General features: G+C 65.5%; 15 protein-coding genes and 2 riboswitches. Of the genes, 1 reads left to right on the forward strand and 14 read right to left on the reverse strand.

Annotated features, from left to right (window positions below; translation table 11 throughout):
• Nucleotides 1-17: 17 nt before the first annotated feature.
• From ACIPZ8_RS01985 to ACIPZ8_RS02010, 6 genes are all read right to left on the reverse strand, one after another.
• Nucleotides 18-1,352 carry an MFS transporter gene (locus tag ACIPZ8_RS01985; protein ID WP_400719326.1) on the reverse strand — a complete coding sequence of 445 codons (1,335 nt, stop codon included), beginning with the start codon at nucleotides 1,350-1,352 and terminating at the stop codon, nucleotides 18-20.
• Nucleotides 1,353-1,517: 165 nt separating this feature from the next.
• Nucleotides 1,518-3,668, reverse strand: coding sequence for a TonB-dependent receptor (locus ACIPZ8_RS01990; RefSeq protein WP_400719327.1), 2,151 nt, complete (start codon nucleotides 3,666-3,668; stop codon nucleotides 1,518-1,520).
• A 68-nt stretch (nucleotides 3,669-3,736) separates the two neighbouring features.
• A complete protein-coding gene (locus ACIPZ8_RS01995; protein WP_400719328.1) occupies nucleotides 3,737-4,147 on the reverse strand; it encodes a DUF2946 family protein in 411 nt (136 codons plus the stop codon).
• 64 nt (nucleotides 4,148-4,211) lie between these two features.
• Nucleotides 4,212-4,988, reverse strand: a complete 777-nt coding sequence (locus ACIPZ8_RS02000) for a ParA family protein (protein ID WP_400719329.1) — start codon at nucleotides 4,986-4,988, stop codon at nucleotides 4,212-4,214.
• A 143-nt stretch (nucleotides 4,989-5,131) separates the two neighbouring features.
• Complete coding sequence (gene uvsE, locus ACIPZ8_RS02005; protein WP_400719330.1) at nucleotides 5,132-6,151, reverse strand: UV DNA damage repair endonuclease UvsE; 1,020 nt, start codon at nucleotides 6,149-6,151, stop codon at nucleotides 5,132-5,134.
• A 106-nt stretch (nucleotides 6,152-6,257) separates the two neighbouring features.
• Nucleotides 6,258-6,737, reverse strand: coding sequence for a hypothetical protein (locus ACIPZ8_RS02010; RefSeq protein ID WP_400719331.1), 480 nt, complete (start codon nucleotides 6,735-6,737; stop codon nucleotides 6,258-6,260).
• A 249-nt stretch (nucleotides 6,738-6,986) separates the two neighbouring features.
• Here ACIPZ8_RS02010 and ACIPZ8_RS02015 point away from each other — a divergent pair, with 249 nt between their 5' ends.
• Nucleotides 6,987-7,298 carry a hypothetical protein gene (locus ACIPZ8_RS02015; protein ID WP_400719332.1) on the forward strand — a complete coding sequence of 104 codons (312 nt, stop codon included), beginning with the start codon at nucleotides 6,987-6,989 and terminating at the stop codon, nucleotides 7,296-7,298.
• Here the strand turns inward: ACIPZ8_RS02015 and ACIPZ8_RS02020 are convergent.
• From ACIPZ8_RS02020 to ACIPZ8_RS02055, 8 genes are all read right to left on the reverse strand, one after another.
• On the reverse strand, nucleotides 7,284-8,633 hold the full coding sequence (locus ACIPZ8_RS02020) for an OprD family porin (RefSeq protein WP_400719333.1): 1,350 nt from the start codon (nucleotides 8,631-8,633) through the stop codon (nucleotides 7,284-7,286). The two genes, ACIPZ8_RS02015 and ACIPZ8_RS02020, sit on opposite strands and share 15 nt — an antisense overlap.
• Before the next feature lie 17 nt (nucleotides 8,634-8,650).
• Nucleotides 8,651-9,430: an ABC transporter ATP-binding protein gene (locus tag ACIPZ8_RS02025; RefSeq protein ID WP_400719736.1), complete on the reverse strand. Its 780-nt coding sequence runs from the start codon at nucleotides 9,428-9,430 to the stop codon at nucleotides 8,651-8,653.
• Between the two features lie 5 nt (nucleotides 9,431-9,435).
• Complete coding sequence (locus tag ACIPZ8_RS02030; RefSeq protein WP_400719334.1) at nucleotides 9,436-10,449, reverse strand: FecCD family ABC transporter permease; 1,014 nt, start codon at nucleotides 10,447-10,449, stop codon at nucleotides 9,436-9,438.
• Nucleotides 10,449-11,459, reverse strand: a complete 1,011-nt coding sequence (locus ACIPZ8_RS02035) for an ABC transporter substrate-binding protein (RefSeq protein WP_400719335.1) — start codon at nucleotides 11,457-11,459, stop codon at nucleotides 10,449-10,451. Before ACIPZ8_RS02035 ends, ACIPZ8_RS02030 begins: the two co-directional genes overlap by 1 nt.
• A gap of 108 nt (nucleotides 11,460-11,567) precedes the next feature.
• Nucleotides 11,568-11,766: riboswitch (cobalamin riboswitch) on the reverse strand.
• Between the two features lie 28 nt (nucleotides 11,767-11,794).
• Nucleotides 11,795-12,961: a DUF1624 domain-containing protein gene (locus tag ACIPZ8_RS02040; protein ID WP_400719336.1), complete on the reverse strand. Its 1,167-nt coding sequence runs from the start codon at nucleotides 12,959-12,961 to the stop codon at nucleotides 11,795-11,797.
• Nucleotides 12,962-13,085: 124 nt separating this feature from the next.
• Nucleotides 13,086-15,203, reverse strand: a complete 2,118-nt coding sequence (locus ACIPZ8_RS02045) for a TonB-dependent receptor (protein ID WP_400719337.1) — start codon at nucleotides 15,201-15,203, stop codon at nucleotides 13,086-13,088.
• A 106-nt stretch (nucleotides 15,204-15,309) separates the two neighbouring features.
• Nucleotides 15,310-15,516, reverse strand: a riboswitch (cobalamin riboswitch).
• A gap of 34 nt (nucleotides 15,517-15,550) precedes the next feature.
• On the reverse strand, nucleotides 15,551-16,120 hold the full coding sequence (locus tag ACIPZ8_RS02050) for a GNAT family N-acetyltransferase (protein WP_400719338.1): 570 nt from the start codon (nucleotides 16,118-16,120) through the stop codon (nucleotides 15,551-15,553).
• A 78-nt stretch (nucleotides 16,121-16,198) separates the two neighbouring features.
• Entirely contained in the window at nucleotides 16,199-16,543 is a 345-nt protein-coding gene (locus ACIPZ8_RS02055) for a carboxymuconolactone decarboxylase family protein (protein WP_027919898.1), read from the reverse strand.
• Nucleotides 16,544-16,553 lie beyond the last annotated feature (10 nt).

Here is a 16,553-nt window from a genome sequence, read left to right on the forward strand (position 1 = left end):
TTGCGGCCCCACGGGCCTTAAGTCGAAGTGCGGACCTGAGAGCTCACATCATTACCGGCTTCATCATGCAACGATATCCGCGATGTCTCCGGCAACGCCAACCCACCCACCAGCGCCACCAGCGCGATCACCACCAGGTAGAACGCCGGCGCCAGGCTGCTCCCGGTCTGCCCGATCAACCAGGTCGCCACCAGCGGCGCAGTACCGCCAAACAAGGTGTAGGCCACGTTGTAGGTAATCGCCGAAGCGGTATAGCGGGTTCGGGTCGGGAAGCTTTCCGACAGCAACGCCGCCGTCACCACGCCACTGCACAGCGCCCCCACTGCCAGCAGGATCACCCCCAGCAGCGCCCCCGACATCGACCCGGAACTGGCCAGCCAGTAAGCGGGGAACACGCAGACCATCACCCACAGGCAGGTGAAGCCAATGGTCTTGCGCCGCCCGACCCGGTCGGAGAAGGCCCCGGCCAACGGGCAACCGACGGCGGCGAACAGCAACGCCACGGTGGTCACCAGCAGCGACTGGGCACGGGTCAGGTTGCCGACCAGTTGCAGGTAGGTGGCGAAGTAGGTGGTGAACATGTAGAACGACAGCGCTGTCAGCGAGATGAACATGCCCAGGTTGCGAATCGCCCGGCCGTGGTTGCGCAGGGTTTCCTTGAGCGGCGAATGTTCATGTTCCTTGCCCTGGGCGACGGCCTCGCGAAACGCCGGGGTTTCCTCCATGCGCCAACGCAGGTACAGGCCCACCAGCCCGAGCGGCGCGGCCACCAGGAACGGGATGCGCCAGCCCCAGGCCGTCATGGCCTCGGCCGACAGGCTGGCTTCCAGGCCGTAGGCGATCACCGCCGCACAGGCAAAGGCGGAGAAGGTCGAGACCGGCACGAAGCTGCCATAGAACGCACGCTTGTTCCGTGGCGCATGTTCCATCAGGTAGGCGCAGGCGCCGGCGTATTCACCGCCGGCAGAGAAGCCCTGCAGGCAACGCGCCAGGGTCAGCAGCGCAGGGGCTGCAAGGCCGATGCTGGCATAGGTCGGCAGCAGGCCGATCAAGGTGGTGGAGCCGGCCATCAGCAAGATGGTCAGCGACAGGATGCGCTTGCGCCCCAGGCGGTCGCCGAGCGCGCCGAACACGATGCCGCCGAGCGGGCGCAAGGCGAACGCCACGGCGAACACGGCGAAGGTCTTGAGCAGGGCGACGCTGGCATCTTCGCTGGCGAAGAACTGGCTGGCGATCAGCGTGGCGAGGAAGCCATAGACGGCGAAGTCGAACCATTCGACGAAGTTGCCGATGGCCGAGGCGGCGATGACCCTGCGCAGGGTGGCGGGGGATACCTCATGCGATGCAGACATACGGAAGCTCTCCGGTTTCCATAGGCAGCCTGGATGAATGTGGCGCGCTCAAGGCGCGCCATCGTTGTTATCAGGGCCAGTAGACCGAGTAGCGCAGCAGGCTGCTTCGTTCAGGGCGACATCGGGATATCTGTTTCGACCGCGAGGCTGGTACTGGCAAATGCATCAGAAACGCATGTCCACCGCCACCTCGAAGGTCCGTGGTGCCCCCATGTAGTACTGCAGCCCATAGGCCTGCTTGGCATACACCTCATCGGTCAGGTTGCGCACCCGCCCGGTGAGGGTGGTGTGTTCATCCAGCCGATAGCGGGCAAAGGTGCCGAACAAGGTATAGGCCGGCGCCTTGAGGGTGTTGGCATTGTCGGCGTACACCGAACCGACATAGCGAGCATCCACCCCCGCCGACCAGGCCGAGGTGAAGCTGTAGGTCAGCCACAGATTGGCGACATTGGCCGGTACGTTGACCGGGGCATTGCCTTTGCGCGATACCGATACGCCGTTGACCGCTTCGTTGAACGCATCGTACTGCGCGTCGACATAGGCGTAGTTGCCCTCGGCCAGCAGCTTTGGCGTGACCTGCAGCCGCCCGGACAACTCGACCCCGCGTGAGGTCTGCTGCCCGGCCTGGACGGTCAGGTTGGGGTTGCTCGAATCGCGCACGGCAAAGTCCTTGCGCACGATCTGGTACAAGGCCACGGTCGCCGCGCCTCGCCCCTCGAGGAAGTCGAACTTGCTGCCCACTTCCCATTGCTCGCCCTTGGACAGGTCGAAGGTGCCGACGTTGGCGTAGGTGGCTGCCGCCAGCGAACCGGCCGGCAGGTCGGCGGCGGTGCTGTACTGGGCATAGAGGCTGGCCGACGGCGTCAGTTCGTAGGTCAGGCCGACGCGCCCGGACAGTGGTTCCCAGCGCCGCTCGAAGAACGCCGGCGAGCTCGGCGTCACCGCGCCGTAGTTGGTTACCTCCATGTCCAGGTAGTCGTAACGCAGGGCCGTGAGCAAGGCCAGGCGCTCGGTCAGTTGCAGGCGGTTCTCGGCGAACACGGCGCGGTTGCTGGTGACATGCCGGCGCTGCTTGGTCAGCCCGGCGTTCACCCCGGGGATGTTGTAGAAACTGCCGGGGTCGAAGTGGTCCGAATCGACCACATCGGTCCAGCTCCCGGACGTCGGGTACACGGTCTGGCGCATGTGCGAGTAGTCCAGGCCCAGCGACCACTGGCTGGCCAGGCCGAACAGCTGGTTGTCGTGGCGCAGTTCGATGCGGTCGCCCAGCACGCTCTGTTCGTGGCGCTGCAGGTAAGGGCTGGCACGCTGCACATTGCCGTCGCTGGTGTAGCTGTAGCGCTCGACGTTGCGGTAATCGCGCTGGGCGCTGTAGTGGTACAGGGTGTTGTGCACGCTGGTGCTGTCGTTGACCTGGTAGTCGAGCATCGAGCGCAGCCAGCGCACCCGCTGCTCGTAGCGGCCATCGGCGACGTTGTAGTTCTCGAAGCGGCGGTTGTTGTCGATCTTCAGGGTGCTGCGTCCCGGCAGGATCGGCGCCCCCCAGTAGGGGCTGTCTTCACGGTCCTCCTGGTATTCCAGCGCCAGGGTGTGGGTCAGGTCGGGCGTCAGGTCGCTGAGCAGGGAAAACGCCAGGCTGTCAGTCTTGCGCTGGTTGCGGTCGATGTAGCCATTGCTGCCGGTGTGGCTGAAGTCCAGGCGCATGAAATGGCGGGCATCGGCAGGGTTGCTGGCGAGGGCCTGGTTGATGCCGAAGGCCATCTCCGAGTCGTCGTAGCTGCCATAGCGCACGCGGCCATCGATGATCTGCTGGTCGCGGCTGGCGGTCTTGCTGATGTAGTTGATCGAGCCGCCCACGGCGCCTGCGCCATGCAGGAAGGACGACGGCCCGCCAAGCAGCTCGACGCGGTCCAGCACCCAGGCGTCCACCGGCCGGGTGGCGCTGCTGTAGCCGAGGTTGATGCCGTTGTAGAGCTGGGTCACCTGGTTCTGGGTGAAGCCGCGGTAACTGACGAAACCGCCGTAGCCGGGGTTGGCCGAAGCGTTGACGCCGGTCATGGCGTTGATCACATCCTGGCTATCCTTGGCGCCGCGTTCTTCGATGATGCGCCGGTCCGATACGCTGACCGACGCGGGGGTTTCCCGCGCGGTGAGGCCCAGCCGCGAGCCGGTGCTGATGGGCACGTCCAGTTGCACGCCGGAGGGCGCATCGCGCTCGCCATCGATGCTGGTGGCGTTGAGTTCGACGGCGGCATCGTCCGCCCAGGCAAAGGTGCAGGTGCCCATGAGGAGCACCAGGGAGGTATTGCGGAGCATGTTGTTGGGTCTTCCACGCAAAGGTCATGGCTGACGGCGAGCGCGCAGGCAGGCGCGCCCGGCTGAAGTCAGGCGATAAGAGTGATGGTTGCGGGGAAGGTGGCAGGGGGAGCGCGGGGGGGGAGGGCAGGGCGTTGGTAACGGGGCGGCGGTTGCGCCCAGCTGCGCACGACGATGGGCGAGGTGGCGGTGGCCTGTGCAGGGCTGAACGACCAGCCGCTGCTGGCCAGCGGCACGGCCAGGCCGAACGAGGAGCACACCGGGCAGTCGAGCTGGGCCATATGCTGGTCGCCACCGGCGCCGTCGAGGTCGATGGCCACGCCGTGTTCGCTGTTGATCGAGCAGAAACCACCTTCCAGGCCGGCCAGGCGCAGGCCGCCCATCTGGCCGTGGTGCAGGCCACACAGCAACAGGCTGAACAGGACGCTGGCATAGAGCGTCCAGGCAGTCAGCGTGCGGGTGTGCCGGGTGATTTTCATGGCGGCGAATCTATCACCCGGACGAACGGCAGGGTAGTGCCTGGCTGTGGCGTGTTGTCGCAGCTCAGGCGGCGCGTTCGAGCACGTCCAGCAGCTCGACGAACTCCTGCGCCAGCTTGTGGCGGGGCGCCATGTGCACCAGCGGCACCGAAACCTGGTGCGACTCACGCATCTTGATCGAGCTGCTGAGGTATACCGGCAGCACCGGCATGCCCTCGTCGCGCAACTGCTCGACCAGGGTCTGGTGCAGCGCTGTGCGCCCGGCGAACTGGTTGACCACCACGCCCTCCACCTGCAGCGCCGGGTTGTGGTCCTGGCGCAACTCCTCGACCTCGGCCATGACGCTGAGCAGCGCCTGGCGCGAGAAGCTGTCGCAGTCGAACGGGATCAGCAGGCGTTCGGCGGCCACCAGTGCGCTGAAGGTGTAGAAGTTCAGCGCTGGCGGGGTGTCGATGTAGATCCGCTCGTAGTCCTCGCCCAGTTCCACCAGCAGCTTGCGCAGCTTGTTGATCTTGTACTTGCTCTCCAGCTTGCTCTGCAGGTCGCTGAGGTCGGGGCTGGCGGTCACCAGGTGCAGGTTGTCGTAGCGGGTTTCGGTGATTGCCACGCGGTGTTTCTTGCCGGCGGCGGTGACTGGCGAGAGGGTCTGGCGGAAAAAGTCGGCGATGCCGGCAGGGATGGCGTCGTCGGTCAGCCCGGTGAGGTAATAGGTGGCGTTGGCCTGCGGGTCGAGGTCGACCAGTAACGTGCGATAGCCCTCGGCGGCGCTGGCCGCGGCGAGGTTGCAGGCGATACTCGATTTACCCACGCCACCTTTCTGATTGAAAACCACACGACGCATGAGACGCTCATCCATGAAGAGAGAAAATGTCAGGTTGGGGTCAATCCTATGACTGAAACACGACAGATTTATGACAAGCCTTGAAACAATAGTTAAGTTCAACTTTTTCGAACCGCAAGCGCTCTGCTGCGGTGTTCTTGCGGTCATGGCCGCTCAACATGGCGCCGGTAGAAATCCAGGGTCGCCAGGTTCTTGTCCTTGGCCTCGAACATGATGTCGAAACGGTCGACGAACTGCAGGGCGTAGCGGTTGGTCCAGTCGTTCCACATCTGCGCGCTGTGCTGATACAGGTCACGCTTGTTCACTTTCTCCAGCAACGCCGGGATGGTCAGTTTGCCGTCGGCGTCGAAGCCCAGCGCCTGCAAGCTCTCCGGCGGCTGCGAGTAGTGCATGGTCGGCCGCACACCGCGCCAGCTGTCGATGATCCGTGCGATGCGCGGGTCGTGCGGGTCGATGTAGTCGCCCTCGTGGATCCAGCAGTGGTGGATGTCCAGCACGACCGGCGCAAGGTCGGCCAGTGCCAGGCAGTCGTCGACGCCGTAGGTCTTCTCGTCGTTCTCGAAGGTGATCACGTTGCGCGCCACCTGCGACAACCGTGGCCACACCTGGCGTACCCCGTCCGCGCCGAGGCGCCCGGCGATATGCACATTGCACTTGATGTCCTGAAAGCGTTGACCGAAGCCCATCATGCGAATCATGTCGGCGTGGTATTCGAACTCTGCCAGGCTGTTTTCCACCACGTCGGGGCGGTCCGAGCCGAGTACGCAGTACTGGCCGGGGTGGAATGACAGGCGGATATCCTGGTCGCGGGCCTGTTTGCCGATGGCCGCGAAGCGTTCGGCCATCAGGGCCTGGAACTCTGCGTCGCGATAGATCGGCCCTACGCTGGGGTGGCTGTAGAGCGGCAGCAGGTCGCTGCTCAGGCGCACCATGCGCAGCATCGGTGGCAGTTCACTGACGTAGGCCAGCAGGCGCACTTGGGCTTCGAGGTTGTGCTCCACTAGCTCCAGCAGCTTGGCCCGGGCCGCTTCCTGGGTGGCGCTTGACAGCCAGCGCAGCGTGGTGGTCCGCGGATTGAGCGGGCGCTCGATGGCTTCCAGGGCCTTTACCGAAAGGTTGCGATCGGGGTGGCGATACATGCAGGCGAAGCCCAAGCGGGGCATGGTCGGTCTCCAAGGGGGGCGGGATGTCTGTTGGACCCAGCAATTGGGGAAAGATCACCCCAACATGTCCTGCGAACACCGGCGCAGCCGGTGCCAGGCCGCAAAATCAGGACCCAGGTTTCTCCAGTTCATTCAGCTCATCTTCGACCTGCTGCATGCGCTGCCCGGCCAGCGCCTGCACCTTCTCGTCCCGCGCCGTCTCGCGCATCAGCCCGGTGAGCTTGTCGCTCAGGCGCTTGCCTTCCTCGGTCTGTTCCAGCGCCTTGGCCTTGGCCGGGTCGCGGGTGGCGGCGACGATGGTGGCGAACTCGGCGTCGCTGAAGTTCTTCTCGCTGTAGAGCTTGAACAGGTCCTGGCGCTGGTCCTCGACGGTGAGGTGCTTGCGCAGGACGCTGCTGATGGTGGCTGCATCCAGCTGCGGGTGGGTGCGGGTCAGCAGTGCAGCCATGCGCTCGATGTTGTGGTCGTAGGCTTCCTGCAGCGGCAGGTTGGCCAGAATCTGCTCTTCGCGGGTGGGCTTCTGGTCGCAGGCGGCGAGGGCGGCGGTGAACAGCAGGGGGAGCAGCAACTTGTGGATGCGGGGCATTGAGGTGGCCTTGGGCGCGTGTTTGCGAGGGGTGGATTATAGCGGTGCCGGGTTGCCAGCGATCAGTACCTGAGGGAGAAAACGCGGTCGTGCACATCACCTGTTCAAACCCATGACCCGCGGGGTCATTCAATCGCCAGGTAAGACCTTTCCTACGTCCCGCAACTGAGGGTCACCACCGCGTTCATTTCAATTGCCGGGCGTTTTGCTTACCGTCGTCTCCTTCACGATGAATGAGGAAGGATGCCCATGGCACATCTCGCGCTGTACAAACTCGACCTGCTCGACGCGTTCGAGAACCGCAGGGACGACTGGACCTATGCCGACTTCGAAAAACTGCTGATCAAGGTCAGGCCGTCAGCCAACTATCAGGAGGTCAAGGGCATCATCATAGCGGCCCACAAGGATGGCAGCTGGCCGAAGACCGTGAAGCGCTACCTGCTGAGCAGTTATCGTGTGCACCAGAATGTCAGCTCGGAGTTCAACGAGGTATTTGCTGCCGTCGTGGCGACGCTCAGCGAGCAGGAGAAGCAGGTCTGGGGGTTATCAGAAACTGCCTGACAACGGCCATTCCACCGCCAGGCGGATCTGATCGCCATCGAGCTCCGCCTGCGCTGTGTTGCCCCGGTGCACGTTGTGCCGCAGCGAGAACGTGGTGCCCTTGGCCTTGCCACTCTGCACCACGTAGCGGGCTTCGAGGTCCCGCTCCCAATGCTTGCCACCCTTGCCATAACCCAGGTACGCATAGCCACCGTTTGGGTCGACGTGGGTACCGTCGATATCGAAGCCGCGCACATGCAGGGCGGTCAGGTTCAGCCCCGGAATGCCATAGCCGCCCATGTCCAGGTCATAGCGCGCCTGCCATGATTTTTCGTTCGGTGCGTTGAAGTCGGACATCTGCACGGCGTTGGCGATGTAGATTGCCCCGCGGGTGACATAGTCGAACGGCGTGTTGCCATCCACCTGCTGCCAGCCGAGGCTGACGCTGTGAGGGCCTTGGCTGTAGCGCGAGACCAGGCTCCAGGTGGTGTTGTCGATGCGCCCGGACAGCGCCTTGCCGGTGTCGGTGGTGCGGTACAGGTTGAGGTCCAGGCTCAGGCTGCGGCGATCGTCCAGGGCGTGGGTGAGGGTGCTGCCGAGGTAGTGCTGGTTCCAGGTGTCTTCGTAGCGCGAGGTGTACAGGCTGGCGCTGAAGGCAGTGCCGGGGTTCCACACCAGGCCGGCGAGGTCGAAGCTGTTGCCTTGGCGGCCGTCGGAGTAGTTCACCACGAAGCCCTGGTCGTGGCTGGACGCGTTGCGGTCGGTGCTTTCGTTGAAGTGGCCGGCGACCAGCTTGAGGGTGTCGATCTCGCTGCTGGTCAGGAAGAAACCCGTGGCCGTTTCGGGCAGCAGGCGGCTGTCGGAAGAGCTGAATACCGGCGTCTTCACCCGTTGTTCGCCCCAGGACAGCACGGTGTTGGATACTCGCAGTTTCAGTGCCGCACCGCCACGGCTGTATGCGTTCTTGGGGTGGCCGTCGTTGTCCACACTCAGCAGGCGCGCCTTGCCCGCACGGCCGCCGCCGCTGTCGAGCTGCACGCCCTGATAGGCGTGGGCATCGACACCGACGCCGATCAGGCCCTGGGTGAAACCGGACTGGAAGGTGCCCATCAGGCCGTAGGCCCATTCTTCGGCCAGGCCGTTGCGTTCGTTGCGTGGCTTGTAGGCGTTGCGTGCGCTGCTGTTGCGCCCGCCGTGCTTGTAGTCACGCTGGTCGTAGACGGTGCGGTTGAGGATGTTCCAGCTGCTGTCTTCGATGAAACCGTTGCTTTGCGATTGAGCCGAGTCCGCGAGGGCGAATGGGGCCAGGCCTGCCAGTGGCAGAGATAAAAGTACAGCAGCGGGGCGCAGCGACATGGCGGGAACGTCCTGGTTCAGGGGGCACGAAAACGCAGGATGCGCGCGCCGTCGAAGGGGTCGATGAGGTAGTGGGCGTGCACGCTGAAGGTGCTGAGCAGGCGTTCGGGGGTGAGCACCTCCAGCGGTTTGCCGAGGGCCACCAGGTGGCCCTTGTCGAGCACCGCCACGCGGTCGCAGGTCAGCGCCTGGTTGAGGTCGTGCAGGGCCACCAGGGTGGTCACCGGCAGTGCCTGTACCTGTTGCAAAAGGCTTAGCTGGTGCTGGATGTCGAGGTGGTTGGTCGGCTCGTCGAGCAGCAGCACCTGCGGGCGCTGGGCCAGGGCGCGGGCAATGTGCACGCGCTGGCGCTCGCCACCGGACAGCGAACTCCAGAGCCGTTCCCGCAGGTGCGTGGCGTCGAGATCGGCCAAGGCTTGTTCGACGATGGCACGATCCTCCCGGGAGAACGGAGCCAGCGCCGACAGCCAAGGCGTGCGCCCCAGGGCAACGGCATCGAACACACTGATCGCATCGAGGGTGTCGGCCTGCTGCTCGACCAGCGCCAGCGCCTGGGCGACACGCCGGCGCGGCAGGCGCGCCAGGGGCTCGCCGTGCAGCTGCACACTGCCGGTGCCCGGCGTGCGCAACCCGGCCAGCAGCTTGAGCAGGGACGATTTGCCCGAGCCGTTGGGGCCGACGATGCCCAGGGTCTCACCGGCCACCACGTTGAGGTCGATGTTGCACAGCACGGTGTTGCCCGACAGCTGCAAGCCCAGCCCCCGGCAAGCGAGGGGGGCGATGTGCACGGTATTCATGGCGGTCATGGGCGCCCCCGGCGGCTGACCAGGATCAGCGCGAACACCGGCGCGCCGATCAAGGCGGTGACCACGCCGACCGGAATCACCTGGCCGCTGATCAAGGTGCGCGACAGCACATCGGCGGCAATCAGGAACAGCGCACCGCCCAGGGCGCTGGCCGGCAGCAGGCGGCCATGGCCGGGACCGAGCAGCAGGCGCAGGGCGTGGGGGATGACCAGGCCGACGAAACCGATGGCGCCGACGATCGACACCATCACCGCGGTTACCAGTGCCGCACAACTGATCAGCAGCCACTGCGTGCGGCGCACGGCGATGCCCAGCGAGGCCGCCGAGTCGGCGCCGAAGGTAAAGGCATCCAGCGCCCGGCGGTGCCACAGGCACACCACCAGCCCGAACAGCACCACCGGCAACGCCATCCACACCGACGGCCAGCGCACGCCGCTGAGGTTGCCCAGCAGCCAGAACAGGATGCCGCGCGCCTGCTCTGCGGTGGCCGACTTGGTGATGAGGAAGGCGGTGAGGGCAGTGAACAGCTGCGAGCCGGCGATACCCGCGAGGATCACCTGCGCGTTGTGATTGCTCGGCCCGGCCGCTCGGGCCAGCACCAGCACCAGGGCAAAGGCCGCCAGGGCGCCGATGAAGGCACCGCCGGACATGCTCAGGGCGACGCTGCCCAGGCCCATCAGACCAACTAGCACCGCACCAGTCGAAGCGCCGGCGGACAGCCCGAGCAGGTAGGGCTCGGCCAGCGGGTTGCGCAGCAGCGCCTGGAGGATCACCCCACAGGTCGCCAGCCCCGCGCCGCAGGCGGCGGCGACCAGGGCGCGGGTCAGGCGGTAGTTCCAGACGATGCCGGCGTCGATCGGGTCGACCGGGTAGCCGGCCTGCCACAGGTGGTTGGCCAGTACCTGGTAGACCAACTGTGGCGACAGGCTGGTTTCGCCAGTGGCGGTACCGGCCAGCACGGCCGCGAGCAGGGCCAGCAAGGCCAGGGCGGTGTAGGGCAGGGCTTTCATCACTGCGCCGCTTTACCGCTGGCGAAGGCCGCAGACAAGGTCTGCAGGCCACGGAACAGGCGGATGCCGGCCTGCATGGCTTCAGCGTCGAGGATGATGATGCGGTTGTTCCTTACCGCGTCCATGTTCTTCGTCACCGGGTCGTTGCGCAGGAATTCGAGCTTCTTCTGGTAATCGTCGGCGGGGAAGCGGCGGCGGTCCATGCGCGCGATGATCAGCCAGGTCGGGTTGGCCTTGGCCAGGGTTTCCCAGCCCACGGTCGGCCATTCTTCGGTCGACTCGACCACGTTGCGCACGCCCAGGGTGCGCAGCATGAAGTCGGCCACGCCCTGGCGACCGGCGACGTAGGGGTCGATGCCGAGATCGGCGCTGGAGAACCAGAACAGTGCCGACGTGCTGGCCAGGTCCTTGCCGCTCAGTTGCTGTTGCGCGCTGTCCAGGCGTGCCTTGAGGTCGGCATTGAGTGCGGCGCCGCGCTCCTGCACGTCGAAGATCTCGGCCAGCTGGCTGACGCTCTTGTAGATGCTGTCGACCTGGAACGCCTGCAGACGAGTGCCGTCGGCGCCGACCAGGTTGTCCTTGCCTTCGCAGTCCGAGGGCAGCAGGTAGGTTGGAATGTTCAGCTCGCTGAACTGTTCACGGGTAGCGACCGCGCCCTGGGCGCCGACCATCCACTCGAACTGCACCGCCACCAGTTGCGGGCGCTTTCCGACCACGGCTTCAAAGCTGGGTTCGTTGTCGGCCAGGCGCGGCACCTTGTCGTTCAGTGCCTGGTATTCGGGCAGTACATTGTTGAACCACAACGAGGTGGCGGCCACTTTGTCACCCAGGCCCAGGGCGTAGAGCATTTCGGTGCCGGCCTGGCCGATGGTGACCGCGCGCTCGGGCGCCTGGGTGAAGGTCTGCGGCGCGCCGCAGTTGTCGACCGTCAGCGGGAAGTGGGTGGCGGCGGCCTGGGCCAGGCCGGTGAGGCTCAGGCCGGCGAGCAGGGCGGTGATACGGGGCAGCATGCTGGGCGATCTCCTGTCGGACAGTTCTGGTGAGGAACGCACGGACAGGCATCGCCGAGCCCCTGCACGCACAGGGGCAACACGGATGGCCATCCCGGACACCCCGCCGGTTGGTGAATGTTTGCCGGCAGGTCTCCTGACTGGTGCGTCCTCGCCCGGCTCCGGCCTTCCCGGATGATGATCCAGTGGCATCGATGGAGCAGGCTCGGCACCTACAGTTGCGGGGGCAGTTCCGATTGGCACGCCTTGGGCGGGCCCGGGATTCCCTATTATTTCCGTGGTGGAAACCGGCGGGCCGCATGGTAGACCATCGGGCTGCCGGGCAAAAGCGCAAATCAGAGGTACTTCAGCCAGCGGATGTCGCGCCGGCGCCCCTTGAGCCGGGCAAACCAGCGCACCGGAACGTACAGCGCCGCCGCCAGCAGCAGGGCGGCCAACCACACCGCGCCGATGCCGTCGAAGCCGAAGTAGTCGCCGTGGTTGAGGCCCAGCAGCGCCACACAGGCCAGGTACAGCAACTTGAGCACGTACAGGTGCAGCAGGTAGAAGAACATCGGCGCTGCGCCGAACACCGCGAGGGTGCTGATCCAGCGGGCCAGCCCGGCGCGCTCGAAGGCGCGCAGCAACAGCAGGCCGCAGCCCAGGGTCAGGGCCAGGAACAGCAGCGAGGGTGGGTACTTGGTGATGTTGAAGAAGCTCATCAGGGTCTGGGTGACGGTCGGGTAGCCGCTCCATGGCGCCTCGCCGTAGCCGTTGTAGATGCGCAGCACCATGAAACCGAACAGGGCGATGACGCCGGCCATCAGCAGACGGTGCTGGCGCTCGCTGGCGTCGCTGCCACGGGCGAACCAAGGGCCGAGGCCATAGCCCAGGGCGATCACGCCGATCCATGGCAGCACCGGGTAGGAGGTGCGCAGGCGCAGGGTATCCGAGACCTCCAGCCAGCCACGGTCGTGCAGGATCGCCCACGGCACATGCAGGGCCGACTCCACGCCAAAGTGCAGGCCATCGAGCAGGTTGTGCCCGGCGATGATCAGCGTGCCCAGGGCGAGCAGGGCAGCACGCGGCAGCCACACCAGCAGCGACAGGGCGATCATGCTGACGCCGATGGCCCAGATCACCTGCATGTAGACCACGCTCGGCGGCAGCTGGAAGGTCCAGGCGAAGTTGACCAGGGTGAACTCCAGCACCACCAGGAACAGCCCACGCTTGAACAGGAACGCCGAGACATCGCTGCGGCCCTGGTACTTCTCGCCATACAGCCAGGCCGACAGGCCGGTGAGCAGCACGAACACCGGGGCGCACAGGTGGGCCAGGGTGCGGCTGGCGAACAGCGACGGGTCGGTAGCATCGATGGTCATCGGGTCGCTGACCTGGCGGTGCAGGAAGAAGGTTTCACGCACGTGGTCGAGCAGCATGAACAGGATCACCAGGCCGCGCAGGGCATCGATGCTCTGCAGGCGCTGGGTGAGCTGGGTGGGGAAGGCTGAGGCGCTGGTCATGGAAGGCGGTCGCAGGCAGGAATGATTGTCAAATGAAACGTTATCTTATAACTATTTCATTTGCTGTTGATAGCAGTTTTTGTGTTGCCTGTGCCCGCGAAGAGGCCGGGACAGGCGGCTCAAATCAGAAGGTGTAATCCACGGTAGCGAAATACGACCGTGGCGCCCCCATCACCCACTGCTCGCCACTGAACACCGACGCCACATATTCCCGGTCGAACAGGTTGTTCACCTGCAACCCCAGGCGTACATCCGGCAACACCTGCCAGCCGATGTCGGCATCGACCACGGTATACCCCGGCGCACGCTGGCTATTGGCCGTGTCGGCATAACGCTCATCTACATACCGTGCGCCAATCCCGGCATCCACCTGCTGGCCGAAGCCCTTGCTCAGCCACAGGTTGGCCGTGCGCCGCGGCACATTGGCCGGGCGGTTGCCGGCGCGGTCCTGGGCCACGCCATCGACCACCTCGGCGAAATCATCGTACTTCGCCCGCACCAGCGAAGCATTGGCCGATACCTGCCACTGCTGCCCCAGGGCCAGTTCCAGCGACGCCTCCAGGCCGTCGGAGGTCTGCTGCCCGGCCTGTTGCGCCTCGTGGGTGAGCGGGTCATCCACCAGCAGCTTCTTCTTGACGGTATGGAACGCCGCCAGCGTCCACTCGCCACGGCCCTCCCAGAAGCGCTGCTTGAGGCCCAGTTCGGTCTGCTTTGCCTCGGTCAGGTCATAGTGCATCTGTGACGGGCTGAGGCTGACCAGGTTGTCAACGCCATCCTCGCTGGTGGAGTACTGGCCATAAAGCGACAGGTCGTTGGTGACTGCAAACACCAGCCCGGCGCGCCAGTTGCCGCCCTGCAGGCTGCGGTCACTGCGACTGCCGTCGACCAGGTTGTCGAGGTCGATGTGGTTCTGGTCGCGGCGCACGCCGGTGACCAGCGACAGGCGTTCGCTGAGCTGCAGGCGGTTCTCGGCGAACAGGGCGAAGGTGTGGGTGCTGGACAGCGTCTGCGGGCGGGTTGGCGAGTCGCTGTGGAACCAGCCTGGGGTCGGCTGCCATGGGTCGATAGAGTCGCCGCCCACGTCGTTGTACGGCCGGTTGCTGTCGATGTTGAAACGCACCTTGTTGTACTCGACACCGACCAGCGTCTTGCTGGCAAGGCCGAACAGGCTGTGGTCGAAGGTGAAGGTCTGGCGGTCGCCGATCTGCTCCTGGTTGTGCTTGATCTCCAGGTAGCTCTGGCGCTCCAGCAGTGCGCGGTCAGCGTCCCAGCTGTAGTTCTCGGCATTGCGCCAGTGGCGACGGCTCTTGATGTAGTAGAGCTGGTTGCTGGCGCTGAGGTGGTCGTTGATCGTCCAGCCCGTGGTGAAGCGGGTCCACTCGTCGTGGTAGCGCTGCTCGTCATTCTGGACGTTGTAGTTCTTCTTGCGCAGGCTGCTGCGGTAATGGCCGTCGATCAGCGGCGTGCCGTAGTAGTTGGCGGGCTGGGCGTCGCCGCGCTCGTGGGCGAGGGTGAAGCTCAGGTCGTCGCTGGCGTCGAAGCGCAGCGCGGCACTGAGCGCCAGGCTGCGCGAGTCGGTGCGGTCGACCCAGCCGTTGCCGGCCTGCTGGTTCAAGGTCAGGCGATAGCTCAGGCGTTCGCTGAGGCTGCCGCCGCTGTCCAGGCCCAGTTGCTGGCGGTCCCAGGAGCCGTAGCCCAGGCGCAGGCGGTTGTGGATGTCGCCAGCGAAGGGTTTTTTCGGGATCACGTTGATCACTGCGCCGGTCGCGCCTTCGCCATAGAGCACCGAAGCCGGGCCGCGGATGACGTCGATCTGCTCGACCATCCACGGGTCGACCGGGAAGGTCTGGGTACCGGCCCCGGTGTACAGGCGCGCGCCGTCGAACAGGGTCATCACCGAGCCATGGCCGGTGAAGCCGCGCGCCGACAGGCCGGTGCCGCCATCGCCGGGGTTGCCGATGAAGGTGATGCCGGGCGAGCGGGTCACGGCGTCCTGCACGGTGAGGTTGTTGCGCTGCTCGATCTGTTCGGCCGTGAGGCTGCTGGTGCTGGCCGGGGTTTCCAGAGCACTGAGGTTCAGCCGTGAACCGGCCTCGCTGGGCGTAGCCAGGTCGACGCGCTGTGGGTCACGGGTATCGGTGATGGCCGTGGAAGGGAGGTTCAGCACAGGTTCGTCGGCCAGGGCTGGCAGGGAAACGGCCAGGCAGGCCGCCAGGGGGTGAAGCTTGATGAATCGGGACATGTCGTTCCACTACTGCAGGAATGAATGGATCCCGGTGGAAAACACGCAAAGGCGCACCGCGTACGCAGGCGCACGCGGATACCGGCCTGCGCCCGCCCACCGCGGGTTGCCAAGTGACGCTTCAGGCCGGTCTCCGGGCTTGCGAGGGTCGTGAGGCCTTCACCTTCCCATGCTGGCGCACAGTGGTGTGTCGAAGGCATCGCTCGCTTACCGTTGCGGGGGCAGCGCCGGACTTGTCGTGAACCACGACGCACCGGCTTCCCGTTTCACCCTGCGCACGGCGGCGCAGGACACCTGAAACTGGCGCGCATCTGACCATCGAATGGCCGGCGCGTCAAATGCGCGTGTCAGCGCCCGCGGCGGCGCGACACCCGCGCTTCGATGTTCTTGCGCCCGATCAGCAGGGGGGGCTTTTCCACCACCGGCTCATCGGCCAGCCACTTGTACATTACCAGGCAGTCGACCAACCCCAGGCGGGCATGGCGATAGGCTTTGGGCAGGCGGCCAACGGTCTCGAAGCCGAGCTTGGTCCACAGCGCCACCGCCACTTCGTTGCTCGCCACCACTGAGTTGAACTGCAACGCCAGGAAGCCTTCCTGGCGCGCCAGCTTCTGCGAGTGCTCGCACATCAGCCGGGCCACGCCACGGCCACGGGCGGCCGCGCAGACCATGTAGCCGCAGTTGCCGACATGGGCGCCAGGGCCGGCGGCGTTGGCCTTGAGGTAGTAGGAGCCGAGCAGCTCGCCATCGGCCTCGGCCACCAGGGTGTGCAGAGGCAGTTGCAGCCACAGCTGGCGCGCCTGCTCGACGTCCAGTTCGGGGTCGAAGGCGTAGGTTTCGCGGGCCTGGACGATGGCCTGGAAGGTCGGCCAGAAGCGCTCGAAGTCGTCGGGCGTCATGGGGCGGATGTGGATCATGGCGGTTCCTGCAGTGGCTAGGCCGCCAAGTCTGGGTGGCGCGGCGCCGTCGCGCAAGGGCGGCGACGCCGTTGGGCTTCAGCCGTTGGCCTTGCCCACCGCATCCATGGCGCGGGCCGAGTAGACTAGCGCGGCCCCGGCATTCATCGCCACGGCCACACCCAGTGCCTCGGCGATCTCTTCACGGGTGGCGCCGTGCTTGACGGCTTGCTGTGAGTGCACGGCGATGCAGCCGTCGCAGCGGGTGGTGACGGCCACGGCCAGGGAAATCAGCTCGCGGGTCTTGGCGTCCAGGTGGTTGGTCTTGGCACCCGCGCCGCTGGCGGTCATGTAGCCGGCTACGGTGTCGGGGGACAGTTGCTTGAGATCGCCGATGCCGGCCATCAACTGCTTACGGTAGGCGTCCCAGTCCATCATGCTCATCGTCTTCACC

Source organism: Pseudomonas sp. NPDC089422 (assembly GCF_044749405.1).
Classification (GTDB): domain Bacteria; phylum Pseudomonadota; class Gammaproteobacteria; order Pseudomonadales; family Pseudomonadaceae; genus Aquipseudomonas.

What these genes read in the sequence shown, in the direction of transcription:
- ACIPZ8_RS01985 (WP_400719326.1), bottom strand. Translation starts at nt 1,352, where the DNA reads ATGTCTGCATCGCATGAGGTATCCCCCGCCACCCTGCGCAGGGTCATC.
- ACIPZ8_RS02055 (WP_027919898.1), bottom strand. Translation starts at nt 16,543, where the DNA reads ATGAGCATGATGGACTGGGACGCCTACCGTAAGCAGTTGATGGCCGGC.
- ACIPZ8_RS02010 (WP_400719331.1), bottom strand. Translation starts at nt 6,737, where the DNA reads ATGCCCCGCATCCACAAGTTGCTGCTCCCCCTGCTGTTCACCGCCGCC.
- ACIPZ8_RS02030 (WP_400719334.1), bottom strand. Translation starts at nt 10,449, where the DNA reads ATGAAAGCCCTGCCCTACACCGCCCTGGCCTTGCTGGCCCTGCTCGCG.
- ACIPZ8_RS01995 (WP_400719328.1), bottom strand. Translation starts at nt 4,147, where the DNA reads ATGAAAATCACCCGGCACACCCGCACGCTGACTGCCTGGACGCTCTAT.
- ACIPZ8_RS02050 (WP_400719338.1), bottom strand. Translation starts at nt 16,120, where the DNA reads ATGATCCACATCCGCCCCATGACGCCCGACGACTTCGAGCGCTTCTGG.
- ACIPZ8_RS02025 (WP_400719736.1), bottom strand. Translation starts at nt 9,430, where the DNA reads ATGAATACCGTGCACATCGCCCCCCTCGCTTGCCGGGGGCTGGGCTTG.
- uvsE (WP_400719330.1), bottom strand. Translation starts at nt 6,151, where the DNA reads ATGCCCCGCTTGGGCTTCGCCTGCATGTATCGCCACCCCGATCGCAAC.
- ACIPZ8_RS02040 (WP_400719336.1), bottom strand. Translation starts at nt 12,961, where the DNA reads ATGACCAGCGCCTCAGCCTTCCCCACCCAGCTCACCCAGCGCCTGCAG.
- ACIPZ8_RS01990 (WP_400719327.1), bottom strand. Translation starts at nt 3,668, where the DNA reads ATGCTCCGCAATACCTCCCTGGTGCTCCTCATGGGCACCTGCACCTTT.
- ACIPZ8_RS02020 (WP_400719333.1), bottom strand. Translation starts at nt 8,633, where the DNA reads ATGTCGCTGCGCCCCGCTGCTGTACTTTTATCTCTGCCACTGGCAGGC.
- ACIPZ8_RS02035 (WP_400719335.1), bottom strand. Translation starts at nt 11,459, where the DNA reads ATGCTGCCCCGTATCACCGCCCTGCTCGCCGGCCTGAGCCTCACCGGC.
- ACIPZ8_RS02015 (WP_400719332.1), top strand. Translation starts at nt 6,987, where the DNA reads ATGGCACATCTCGCGCTGTACAAACTCGACCTGCTCGACGCGTTCGAG.
- ACIPZ8_RS02000 (WP_400719329.1), bottom strand. Translation starts at nt 4,988, where the DNA reads ATGCGTCGTGTGGTTTTCAATCAGAAAGGTGGCGTGGGTAAATCGAGT.
- ACIPZ8_RS02045 (WP_400719337.1), bottom strand. Translation starts at nt 15,203, where the DNA reads ATGTCCCGATTCATCAAGCTTCACCCCCTGGCGGCCTGCCTGGCCGTT.